Source organism: Pseudoxanthomonas sp. GW2 (genome assembly GCF_000283075.1).
In the GTDB taxonomy this organism is placed as follows: domain Bacteria; phylum Pseudomonadota; class Gammaproteobacteria; order Xanthomonadales; family Xanthomonadaceae; genus Pseudoxanthomonas.
Genome location: NZ_ALIP01000041.1, coordinates 1 through 11,342 on the forward strand (window position 1 = coordinate 1; position 11,342 = coordinate 11,342).

An 11,342-nucleotide genomic window follows, 5' to 3' on the forward strand; every position below is an offset into this window, starting at 1 on the left:
CCCTCGCCCGCCGCCTGAACAGGCGGCGGGCGCCGGGATCAGCGCTGGTCGCGGCGGCGCTGGTTGCGGCGGTCGTGGGTGCTGGCGCTGCCCTGGGTCGCCCGCGCGCGGATCTCGCCCTGGTGCAGCTCCTGCTGCTTGCCCGCCACGTCGGGCGAGGCCTCCGCCGTGACCGTGCTCCCGCCGCTGGCCTGCTGGCCGTCCAGCAGGCGCCAGGCAGGCACCTGGCGCGCCTGCTCGTTGTGTGCCTCGAGCAACTCGTGCGTGCGCTGCAAGGCCTCTTCGGGCGTGAGCCTGCGCGGGCGCCGCCGGGCGCCGTCGCCCGCCGCCCTGCGTGGCGTCTTGGCGGCGCGGGCAGCGGTGGACTTCCTGGCCGTGGCCTTCTTCGCAGCCACCTTCTTCGTGGCTACCTTCCTCGTCGGGGCCTTCTTCGTCGCAGTCTTCCTGGCCGTGGCCTTCTTCGTGGCGCTCTTCCTGGCTGCCGCCTTGCGCGCTGGCGCCTTCCCGGCGACGGTCTTGCGCGCGGACGTCCTGGTGGACGTCGACTTGCTCGCCGCGGTCTTCTTCGTCACCTTCCGCGCAGTGGCCTTGCGCGCAGTGGCCTTGCGCGCGGACGTCCTTGCCGGCGCCTTACGGGCAGTCGACTTCCCGGCGACGGCCTTCTTGGCCGTTGCCTTCTTGGCCGTTGCCTTCTTGGCCGTGGCTTTCCTGGCGGTGGCTTTCCTGGCCACCGTCCTCTTCGCGGCGGTCGTGCCGGCGGCGCTCCCGCGCGCCGTGGGCTTCTTCGCCGCGCTCGCGCCGGACTTGGTGCCCGACGCCGCCTTCTTCCCGGCGGAACCGGCCGCGCGGCGCGCGGGAGCCTTTCGTGTCGCCATGGGTGCCTCCGTCGCTGGGTCGCCCCGCGAGGCTGGCATGCCCGGCATTCAGGCCAGGTGATCCCCGCTCAGCGGAAGCGCGGGTTGAGCAGCTGCTCCCAGAACACCTGCAGCACCTGCGGCTCCATCGCCACCATGAACAGTACGCCGTAGGCGGCACCGGCCAGGTGCGCGCTGTGGTTGATGTTGTCGCCGCCGCGGCGGTCCATCCAGATGCTGTAGCCGACGTAGAACAGCGCGTACAGCACCGCCGGCATCGGGATGAAGAACACGAAGATCAGCGACCACGGCGAGACCATGATGAAGGCGAACAACACCGCCGACACCGCGCCCGATGCGCCCAGGCTGAAGTAGCGCGGGTTGTCCTGGTTCTTCAGGTAGCTGGGCAGGATCGCCACCACGATGGCCGACAGGTAGAACAGCAGGAAGGTCAGCGGACTGCCGGTCAGCTGCAGCATCAGGCGCTCGATCAGGCGCCCGAAGAAGAACAGCGTGACCATGTTGAACAGCAGGTGGGGGAAGTCCGCGTGCAGGAAGCCGTGGGTCAGCAGCCGCCAGTATTCGCGCTGGCGGGCGATGGCCGGCGGCCACAGGATCAGGCGGTCGACCACGCGGCGGTCGTTGAATGCCCGCCAGGACACCAGCACGGTGACGGCGATCAGGGCCAGGGTCACGAGGGATTGCATGCTTGCTCAGGCCTTGCGGTAGTTGTCCTGCATCGGATAGCGGCGGGGGTAGGCGGCGAACGCCAGCGCGGCGAGGAAGGCGAAGCCGGCGAAGAAGAACATCAGGAACGCGTTCTCGCTCAGCCCGGTGCCGGCGATGCGGCCGATCACCGCCTCGTTGCGCACCGCCGCGTTGGTCAGCAGCACCCACAGGCTGCCGAAGGTGCTGGTCAGGTACCAGAAGGCCATGATCACGCCCTTCATCGCGTGCGGCGCCTGGCTGTAGGCGAATTCCAGCGCGGTGGCCGAGACCAGGATCTCGCCGAAGGTCAGCAACAGGTAGGGCAGGCCCTGCCACGCCAGCGAGACCGGGGCGCCGCCGTCGATCTGCAGCTGCAGCACGGCGGCCACGATCCAGGACGCGCCGGAGATTGCGATGCCCCAGCCCATCTTGCGCAGCGGCGTGATCCGGAAGCCCAGCCGCTCCAGCAGCGGGAACAGCACCAGGTTGTTGAACGGGATCAGCAGCATCACCAGCATCGGGTTCAGCGCCTGCATCTGCGCCGCGTCCTGCACCAGCCAGCTGGGCCACCACGGGGCGTCGTGCGGGATCACCATCTCCCGGCCCTGGATGATCCAGGTCGAGGCCTTCTGGTCGAACAGCGACCAGAACGGGGTGACCAGCGCGAACACGATGATGATGCGCAGCACCGCGCGCACGCCGTCCACCGCCAGGTCCGGATGCACCCCGCGGGCGCGCTCCAGCTGCAGCGAGGCGCCCCAGCCGCCCAGCGCGATCACCACGCCCAGCGCCAGGCAGGCGGTGATGACGAAGTTGAAGCCGGCCGGCCAGGCGCGCAGCCCGGTGGTGGCCGACAGCGCCCACAGCAGCAGCATCGCCGCCGCCACGGCCACGCCGGCCAGCGCCACGAACAGCCCCGGGCGGCCCTGGCCGGGCCGGCGCGCGCGCAGCGCGGTCTTGACCACCTCGAAGAACGCATGCGGGTCGCGCCCGGCCGCCGGCACGTTGACGTAGCGCCGGCGCCCCAGCCAGAACACGAAGGTGGCGACGAACATCAGCGCGCCAGGGATGCCGAACGCCACCGCCGGGCCGAAGTGGCGCAGGAACAGCGGCGACAGCAACGAGGCGAAGAACGAGCCGAAGTTGATGATCCAGTAGAACGCGTCGAAGACGACCTTGGCCTTGTCCTTGTTGCCCTGGTCGAACTGGTCGCCGCAGAAGCTCACCACCAGCGGCTTGATGCCGCCGGAGCCGAGCGCGATCAGGAACAGGCCGGTGTAGAAGCCGGTGGCGTTGTTCTCGAACAGCGCCAGGCAGGCGTGGCCGGCGCAATAGACCAGCGAGAACCACAGGATCGTGTGGTACTTGCCGAAGAAGCGGTCGGCCAGCCATCCCCCCAGCAACGGGAAGAAGTACACGCCGATCACGAACATGTGGAAGATGTCCTTGGCCGCGCCGTCGCGCTCCGGTCCGGCCGGCAGGTATCCCAGCAGCGCCGAGCTGATCAGGAACGGCACCAGGATGTTGCGCATGCCGTAGAAGCTGAAGCGCTCGCACGCCTCGTTGCCGATGATGTAGGCGATCTGGCGGGGCATGCGCCCCTGGCCGGCGGTGGTGGTGCTCATCCCGGGTCCGTCGCAAAAGAAACTGAGGGTACCCGATCCCGGCCCCGCGCCGGTACCGCCGCCAGCCATGGCTGCCGCCCGCCGGCGGCGCTGGCATCATGGCCGTTTTCGCCCCTGGTACCGCCGATGTCGTTCCGTCTCCGCCTCCCTCCGGCCTGGCTTCTGGCCGCGGCCTGCGCCCTGCCGCTCCCCGCCCCTGCTTCCGCCGATCCGCTGTCCACCGTGGCCGAGCGCTCCGGCTTCCAGCGCACCGGCCGCTACGACGAAGTCCCGGCGCTGGCCGCCGCCTTCCAGGCGCGCTGGCCGGACAAGGTGCGCGCGCTGAGCTTCGGCACCACGCCCGAGGGCCGGCCCATGCAACTGCTGGTGGTCACCGCCACCGGCGCGTTCGAGCCGGAGCAGGCGCGCCGCCGCAAACTGCCGGTGGTGCTTGTCCAGGGCGGCATCCACGCCGGCGAGATCGACGGCAAGGACGCCGGCTTCCTGGCCCTGCGCGAGATCCTGGAAGGCAAGGCCGCCCCGGGCGTGCTGGACAAGGTGGTCTGGCTGTTCGTGCCGGTGTTCAACGTCGACGGCCACGAGCGCTTCGGCGCCTGGAACCGCCCCAACCAGCGCGGCCCGGAGGAGATGGGCTGGCGCACCACGGCCCAAGGCTACAACCTCAACCGCGACTACCTCAAGGCCGACTCGCCGGAGATGCAGGCCATGCTGGCCCTGGTGCGGCAGTGGGACCCGCTGGCGATGGTCGACCTGCACGCCACCGACGGCGCCCAGTTCGAGCACGACGTGTCGGTCCAGGTCGAGCCGGTGCATGCCGGCGACGAGGCCCTGCGCCAGGCCGGCCGCCAGTGGCGGGACGGGGTGATCGCCGACCTCGCCCGCGCCGGCTCGCTGCCGCTGGACTTCTACCCGTCCTTCATCGTCGAGGACGACCCGGCCTCCGGCTTCGCCGACGACGTCTCGCCGCCGCGCTTCTCGCACGGCTACTTCCTGCTGCGCAACCGCTTCGGCATGCTGGTGGAGACGCATTCCTGGCGCACCTATCCCGAGCGCGTGCGCACCACCCGCAACGCGGTGGTCTCGGTGCTGGAGCAGATGGCCAGGCACGGCGCCCGCTGGCGCGCCCTGGCCGAGGCCGCCGATGCCCGCGCCGCGCGGCTGGCCGGGCGCAGCGAGGCACTGGCCTGGGATACCACCGACCAGGCCCGCACCATCGACTTCCGCGGCTACGCCTACACCCGCACGCCCTCGGAAGTGTCCGGCGCGCTGATGACCCGCTACGACGAGACCACGCCGCAGGTCTGGAAGCTGCCGCTGCGCGACCAGGTGGTGCCCACCCTGGAGGCAACCGTCCCCGCCGGCGGCTACCTGGTGCCGCCGGCCTGGGCAGCGCGGGTGCAGCCGCTGCTGGACATCCACGGCGTGCAGTACCGGCGCCTGGACGCGCCGCGCCCGGCGCTGCCGGTGCGGGCCTTCCGCGCCGAGTCCATTGCCTTCGCCGCGCATTCCTCCGAAGGCCACCAGCGGGTCGAGCTGCAGGGCCGCTGGCAGGATGAGCGCCACGACGTCCCCGCCGGCAGCCTGTACGTGCCCGCGGCCCAGCCGCTGGCGCGCCTGGTGCTGGCCATGCTCGAACCGCAGGCGCCGGACTCGCTGGCCGCCTGGGGCGCGTTCAACAACGCCTTCGAGCGCAAGGAGTACATGGAGGACTACGTGGCCGAGCAGGTCGCGCGCGAGATGCTGCGCGACCCGGCGCTGCGGCGCCAGTTCGAGTCGCGCCTGGCCTCCGACCCGGAATTCGCCGCCGACCCGGCCGCGCGCCTGGAGTTCTTCTACCGCCGGCACCCGGCCTGGGACGAACGCTACGGCCTGTACCCGGTGCTGCGGCTGGAGCAGCCACTGCGCTGAACGCCTGCCGGGCTTAATGATTCGAACACGCCGCCTTCGCGCCTGCGCGGCAGGGGAGCGCCTAAGGTGTCCGCTCCCTTCCCCCACCCCAGGAGCCCCCATGAGCAAGCTCACCGGCAAGCGCGTCGCTATCCTCGCCAGCAACGGTTTCGAGGAATCGGAACTGCTCGAGCCCTTGCGCGCCCTGCGCGACAACGGCGCGGAGGTGGACGTGGTCTCGCCCGAGCAGGGGCAGATCCAGGGCATGCGCCACTTCGACAAGGGCGACACGGTGGCGGTGGACCAGGCCGTGGCCGAGGCCGACGCCTCTGACTACGACGCCCTGGTGATCCCGGGCGGGCTGTTCAATCCCGACGCGCTGCGCGCCGACGAGCACGCGATCCGCTTTACCCGCTCGTTCTTCGAGGCCGGCAAGCCGGTCGGCGCGATCTGCCACGGTCCCTGGGTGCTGGCCGACGCCGGCGTGGTCGGCGACCGCGAACTGACTTCGGTGCCCAACATCCAGCGCGACCTGCAGAACGCCGGCGCGCGCTGGGTCGACCGCGAGGTGGTGGTCGACCAGGGCCTGGTCACCAGCCGCACGCCCGACGACCTGCCGGCGTTCTGCTCCAAGCTGGTCGAGGAGATCGCCGAGGGCCGACACAAGGGCCAGGAGCGCTCGGCATGACCCGCGCCGCGTACGCGCTTGCGCCGTTGCTGGCACTTGTCCTGGCCGGGTGCCAGCGTGATGCCGGACCCGCGGCGGAGGCGCCGCCGCCCGCCAGTCCCGCGGCCGATGCCGCGGCGGCCACCGGGATGGACCCCGCCGGCCCCGGCATGCCCGACGAAAGCGTCGTGGAAAGCCGCTGGCAGTGCGGCGAACAGCACCTGTCCGCCCGCTTCGACAACGGCGCCGGCACCGTCACCCTGACCCACGAGCGCGGCGAACTGGTGTTGCCGCAGGCCCGATCCGCCTCCGGGGCGCGCTACGCCGACGCCAACGGCAACGAGTTCTGGAACAAGGGCGACGGGGCGACGCTGACCCTGTCCGGCCAGGAGGCCCAGCAGTGCCAGGAGGTCGCCGCCGGCACGGGCTGAGCGCCGGCGTAGTCCCCCAGGCGCAACGGCCCGCCGGATGGCGGGCCGTCCTGCATCCGCGGTCGGGCGCCTCAGGCGGCGGCCGAGGCGCGCAGCGCCGCGATCCGCTCCGCCAGCGGCGGATGGCTCAGGAACAGCCGGCGCAGGCCCTCGCCCATGCCGCCGGCGATACCGAAGGCGGCGATCTGGTTCGGCAGGGTGCTGTGGCCGTGGTTGAGCGCCAGCTTCTCCAGCGCCGCGATCATCTTGTGGCGGCCGGCCAGCTGCGCGCCGCCGGCGTCGGCGCGGAACTCGCGCCGGCGCGAGAACCACATCGCGATCATGGTCGCGAACAGGCCGAACACCATCTCCAGCACCAGCACGATGGCGAAGTAGGCCATGCCGCGGCCCTCGCCCTCGCGGTTGCCGGACAGGTAGCCGTCGACGATGCCGCCGACCACCCGCGCCAGCACGATCACGAAGGTATTGAGCACGCCCTGCAGCAGGGCCATGGTCACCATGTCGCCGTTGGCCACGTGCGCGATCTCGTGGCCCAGCACCGCCTCGGCCTCGTCCGCGCTCATGTTGCGCAGCAGGCCGGTGGACACCGCCACCAGCGCGTTGTTGCGGTTGGCGCCGGTGGCGAAGGCGTTGATTTCCGGGGCATCGTAGATCGCCACCTCGGGCATGCCGATGCCGGCGGCCTGGGCCTGGCGGCGCACGGTATCGACCAGCCAGCGCTCGGCCTCGCTGCGCGGCTGGGTGATGACGTGGGCGCCGGTGGCGCGCTTGGCCATCCACTTGGAGGTCAGCAGCGAGACCAGCGAGCCGCCGAAGCCGAACATCGCGCCGAGTACCAGCAGGCCGGCCATCTGGTCCGGGCTGACGCCCAGCAGCGACATCACGATGCTGGCCAGGAACAGCACGGCGAGGTTGGTCGCGAGGAACAACGCGATACGGGTAAACACGAAACGGACTCCGGTGGGTTGCGTCGATGACACCGGACAGATGGGCATGGCCACGCTTGAAATCAAGTGCGGCCGGCCGCGACCATGGCGCGATGGCGCAGGCATCCCAGGCATCCGACGTTCCCTACCGCGGCCGCTTCGCGCCCTCGCCCACCGGTCCGCTGCACGCCGGCTCGCTGCTGGCCGCGTTTGGCAGCTGGCTGTTGGCGCGCGCTGCCGGCGGCCAGTGGCTGGTGCGGATCGAGGACGTGGACCGCCCGCGCGAGGTGCCGGGCGCCGCCGCGGCGCAGCTGGCCACGCTGTCGGCCTTCGGCCTGGAGTCCGACCTGCCGGTGGTGCGCCAGAGCGAGCGCGAGCCCCTGTACCGCGCCGCCCTGGAGCGCCTGCTCGAGGCCGGCCTGGCCTTCCCCTGTTCCTGCAGCCGCAGCGACCTGGCCGCGGCCGGCGGAGTCCACCGCCGCTGCGTCGCCGCCGCCCCGCGCCCGCGGCCGGCGGTGCGGCTGCGGGTGGCCGACGGCAGCCAGGTCGCCTTCGAGGACGGCCTGCAGGGGCGCTTCGCCCAGGACGTGGACCGGGAGGTCGGCGACTTCGTCCTGCTGCGCGCCGACGGGTTCTGGGCGTACCAGCTGGCGGTGGTGGTCGACGACGCCGAGCAGGGGGTGACCGACGTGGTCCGCGGTGCCGACCTGCTCGATTCCACCCCGCGCCAGATCCTCCTGCAGCGCGCGCTGGGCCTGCCCACCCCGCGCTACCTGCACCTGCCCCTGCTGCTGGACGCCTCCGGGCACAAGCTGTCCAAGTCCAGCGCCGCGCTGCCGGTCGATCCGGCGGATCCGCTTCCCGCACTGCGTCATTGCTGGACCCTGCTGGGCCAGGACCCGGCACCGCTACGGGGCGAAAAACGGTTGGATGCACTGCTATGGCGCGCGATTTCGCACTTCGATCGTGCAAGGCTGCCGGCGCGCTTGCACTTTCATCAGCCCCTCACTACAACTTCGCCGGACATGTCTGAATAGCCGGGGCACCCGGCAGGGGCCTTGATGAACAGTCGCGTCGCACTTGTTACCGGCGGAACCGGCGGAATCGGCACCGCCATCTGCAAGCGCCTGGTGGACATGGGCCACCGCGTCGCAACCAATTACCGCAACGAGGAAAAGGCCCTGGCCTGGCAGCAGCAGATGCGCGAGGCCGGCTACGAAATCACCCTGGTCCCCGGCGACGTCGGCACCCCGGAGGGCGGTGCCGCCCTGGTGCGCGGGGTCGAGCAGGCGCTGGGGCCGATCGAGATCCTGGTCAACAACGCCGGCATCACCCGCGACACCACCTTCCACCGCATGAGCGCCGAGCAGTGGCACGAGGTGGTCAACACCAACCTCAACTCGGTGTTCAACGTCACCCGCCCGGTGATCGAGGGCATGCGCGAGCGCAAGTGGGGCCGGATCGTCCAGATCAGCTCGATCAACGGCCTCAAGGGCCAGTACGGCCAGGCCAACTACGCCGCGGCCAAGGCCGGCATGCACGGCTTCACCATCTCCCTGGCGCGCGAGAACGCCAGGCTGGGCATCACCGTCAATACCGTTTCCCCCGGCTACGTGGCCACCGACATGGTCATGGCGGTGCCGGAGGAAGTCCGCGCCAAGATCGTGGCCGACATCCCCACCGGCCGCCTGGGCCGGCCCGAGGAAATCGCCTACGCGGTCGGTTTCCTGGTCGCCGAGGAGGCCGCCTGGATCACCGGCTCCAACCTGGACATCAACGGCGGCCACCACATGGGCTGGTAGCCCGTCAAGGGGACGGGCGGCAGTTGCATGCGCTGCTGCGGTGCGCCATGCTCGGGCAACGTTGAAGACCCGAGTGAGCGCTCTAGATGGCTGCCACCCGCATCATCAAGAAGTACCCGAACCGCCGGCTGTACGACACCGAAATCTCCAGCTACATCACCATCGAGGACGTGCGCCAGCTGATCCTGGACGGCGAGTCCTTCGAGGTCCGCGACGCCAAGAGCGGCGAGGACCTGACCCGTTCGGTCCTGCTGCAGATCATCGCCGAGCAGGAGCAGGACGGCGAGCCGATGCTGTCCACCCAGCTGCTGAGCCAGATCATCCGCTTCTACGGCGACTCGCTGCAGGGCTTCATGGGCAACTACCTGGAGCGCAGCATGCAGCTGTTCCTGGAACAGCAGCAGACCTTCCGCCAGCAGATGGGGAACCTGCTGGGGCAGACGCCGTGGACGGCGATGAACCAGCTCACCGAGCGCAACCTGGAACTGTGGCAGGAGTTCCAGCGCGGACTGGCCGGCAGCCTCGGCCGCCCGACCACGCCCCGCGAGCGCGACACCACCCCGCCCGGCAAGACCCGCCGCTAAGGTCGCCCGCTGCCGGCGTCACTGCCGGCAGAACCTCTCCCGGTACTCCATGGCCCTGGGCATCAGCGCCTGCAGGGTCTGGATGCGCGTGCCCGGGTTCGGGTGGGTGGAAGCGAACTCCGGCGGCGCCTGCCCGCCGGAGGCGCCGGACATCCGCTCCCACAGCCCGATCGCCGCGTTCGGGTCGTAACAGGCGGCCGCCGCCAGCATCAGGCCGACCTCGTCGGCCTGGGTCTCGTGGGTGCGCGCATACGGCAGCAGGTAGCCGTAGCCCATCGCCGCCATGACCATCTGCTGCTGTTGCGGGTCCAGCCCGCCGGCGGCGCCGGCCATCTGCCCGATCTGCGCCAGCTTCTGCTGGCTCATCCGCTGCGCGCCGTGGCGTAGCAGGGCGTGGGCGATCTCGTGGCCCATCACCACCGCCAGCGCGTCCTCGCTCTGTGCCACCGGGAACAGGCCTGTATAGACCGCCATCTTGCCGCCGGGCAGGCAGAACGCGTTGGCCTGGTCGGAAGGAATCACGTTGACGTCCCACTCGAACTGCCGCCAGTGGGTCGGCGCCTCCAGGCCATTGGCCGCGGCCAGCTCCGCAGTGACCTCGTCCACCTTGTCGATCAGCCGCGCGGCGATGCGCGCCACCTGCTGCGCCGCCGGGTCCGAGCGTGGCAGCGGTGGCTCCTGCGCCAGGATCTCCTCGTAGGCCTGCAGCCCCAGCGCGCGTTCCTGCTCCGGGCCCAGGCTGGCGTCGATCAGCACCGTCTGCCCGGTGTACGGGTCCTGGGTGCGGTTGGACAGGTAATAGCAGCCGCCGTAGGCGAGGAAGGCCAGCACCACCACCAGGCGCAGCCCTCCGCCCAGGCCGCCGCCGCGCCGGCGGGCGACCTGCCCGCGGTGAGGATCCATGCGCATCGCTCCCCCCTCCTCTGCCCTAGATGCTGCGCACCACGCGGAAGCCGATGCGCGCGCTGGTCACGTCCGAATCCACCCGCGAACGCCAGGCCGAGCGGGTCTGCGCCGGCGAACCGGCCCAGGAACCGCCACGCACCACCCGCGCCCGGCAACCGGGGTTGTACCAGGGCGCACCGTCGGCCGGGGCGCGCCGGTAGCTGGCATGCCAGCAGTCGGCGACCCACTCGGAAACATTGCCGGCCAGGTCGTGAAGACCCCATGCATTGGGCCGGAAGCGCCCGGCCGGGGCCACGCCCCAGTAGCCGTCGCCATAGCCGGGAAAGGCGTTGTTCCAGGTGCGGCCGCCGGGCGAGACGTCGTCGCCGCCGGTGAAGTTGCCGCTCTCCGGCGGCGGCACGCCGTGGTCGCCCCAGGGATAGCGCCCGGGGTTGCCGGCGCGCAGGGCGTACTCGAACTCGGCCTCGCTGGGCAGGCGGTAGTGGCGCCCGGTCTGTTCCGACAGCCAGGCGGCATAGGCCTCCGCGTCGCGCACGCTCACGTGCAGCACCGGGTCGCCGGGGTCGGCGGGGCGGCCGTCGTAGCCGGAACGCCAGTCCACCCCGCTGCGGCGCACGAAGTTGCCGCTGCGCTCGTCGTACACCAGCGAGTTGCCGCGCCGGGTCGCGCGCGGGCGGGCGCCGGCCGATTCCACGAAGCGCGCGAACTCGGCCACCGTCACCTCGGTCAGGGACATGGCGAAGCCGCGGTTGAAGCGCACGTAGTGGGCCGGCTTCTCGGCGTCGGAGGCCAGCGGGTCGGAATCCTCCGAGCCCATCCGGAACGCGCCGTGCGGCACCACCACCATCTGCGGGCCACGGCTGCCGTCGGCCAGGGCGTCGGTGAACACCTGGCCCGGGCGGAACGGGCCGTAGTAGGTGACCAGGTCGATGCGCTCGCGCAGGTTCGCCGC

At 71.2% G+C, this 11,342-nt stretch carries 12 protein-coding genes and 1 pseudogene; 6 read left to right on the forward strand and 7 right to left on the reverse strand.

Annotated features, from left to right (window positions below):
* Positions 1-38: 38 nt before the first annotated feature.
* From B351_RS0103410 to B351_RS0103425, 4 genes and pseudogenes are all read right to left on the reverse strand, one after another.
* Positions 39-275: a hypothetical protein gene (locus B351_RS0103410; RefSeq protein WP_125111826.1), complete on the reverse strand. Its 237-nt coding sequence runs from the start codon at positions 273-275 to the stop codon at positions 39-41.
* 69 nt (positions 276-344) lie between these two features.
* Positions 345-875: pseudogene (locus B351_RS18235) on the reverse strand (histone H1-like repetitive region-containing protein); the annotation flags it as partial.
* Between the two features lie 68 nt (positions 876-943).
* Complete coding sequence (locus tag B351_RS0103420) at positions 944-1,561, reverse strand: rhomboid family intramembrane serine protease (protein ID WP_026010302.1); 618 nt, start codon at positions 1,559-1,561, stop codon at positions 944-946.
* 6 nt (positions 1,562-1,567) lie between these two features.
* Entirely contained in the window at positions 1,568-3,187 is a 1,620-nt protein-coding gene (locus B351_RS0103425) for an oligopeptide:H+ symporter (RefSeq protein ID WP_019397655.1), read from the reverse strand.
* A 126-nt stretch (positions 3,188-3,313) separates the two neighbouring features.
* Between B351_RS0103425 and B351_RS0103430 the strand changes: the two genes are divergently transcribed.
* From B351_RS0103430 to B351_RS16150, 3 genes are all read left to right on the forward strand, one after another.
* Positions 3,314-5,095, forward strand: a complete 1,782-nt coding sequence (locus B351_RS0103430) for a M14 family metallopeptidase (protein WP_050992124.1) — start codon at positions 3,314-3,316, stop codon at positions 5,093-5,095.
* Positions 5,096-5,195: 100 nt separating this feature from the next.
* The gene (locus B351_RS0103435) at positions 5,196-5,762 is read left to right on the forward strand and encodes a type 1 glutamine amidotransferase domain-containing protein (protein WP_019397657.1); all 567 of its coding nucleotides are present in this window, start codon (positions 5,196-5,198) and stop codon (positions 5,760-5,762) included.
* Positions 5,759-6,172 carry an MliC family protein gene (locus B351_RS16150; RefSeq protein ID WP_083852383.1) on the forward strand — a complete coding sequence of 138 codons (414 nt, stop codon included), beginning with the start codon at positions 5,759-5,761 and terminating at the stop codon, positions 6,170-6,172. Before B351_RS0103435 ends, B351_RS16150 begins: the two co-directional genes overlap by 4 nt.
* A 71-nt stretch (positions 6,173-6,243) precedes the next feature.
* Here B351_RS16150 and htpX read toward each other — a convergent pair whose 3' ends face one another.
* Positions 6,244-7,119 carry a protease HtpX gene (htpX, locus tag B351_RS0103445; protein WP_026010304.1) on the reverse strand — a complete coding sequence of 292 codons (876 nt, stop codon included), beginning with the start codon at positions 7,117-7,119 and terminating at the stop codon, positions 6,244-6,246.
* Positions 7,120-7,211: 92 nt separating this feature from the next.
* Between htpX and gluQRS the strand changes: the two genes are divergently transcribed.
* From gluQRS to phaR, 3 genes are all read left to right on the forward strand, one after another.
* Complete coding sequence (gene gluQRS / locus B351_RS0103450; protein WP_019397660.1) at positions 7,212-8,135, forward strand: tRNA glutamyl-Q(34) synthetase GluQRS; 924 nt, start codon at positions 7,212-7,214, stop codon at positions 8,133-8,135.
* Between the two features lie 24 nt (positions 8,136-8,159).
* On the forward strand, positions 8,160-8,900 hold the full coding sequence (gene phbB, locus B351_RS0103455; protein WP_026010305.1) for an acetoacetyl-CoA reductase: 741 nt from the start codon (positions 8,160-8,162) through the stop codon (positions 8,898-8,900).
* Positions 8,901-8,986: 86 nt separating this feature from the next.
* Positions 8,987-9,484, forward strand: a complete 498-nt coding sequence (phaR, locus tag B351_RS0103460) for a polyhydroxyalkanoate synthesis repressor PhaR (protein ID WP_019397662.1) — start codon at positions 8,987-8,989, stop codon at positions 9,482-9,484.
* An 18-nt stretch (positions 9,485-9,502) separates the two neighbouring features.
* On the opposite strand, the gene B351_RS0103465 is transcribed toward phaR, so the two are convergent.
* Positions 9,503-10,393, reverse strand: coding sequence for a M48 family metallopeptidase (locus B351_RS0103465; protein WP_026010306.1), 891 nt, complete (start codon positions 10,391-10,393; stop codon positions 9,503-9,505).
* 19 nt (positions 10,394-10,412) lie between these two features.
* On the reverse strand, positions 10,413-11,342 hold a 930-nt coding region (locus tag B351_RS0103470), incomplete at its 5' end, for a formylglycine-generating enzyme family protein (RefSeq protein WP_019397664.1).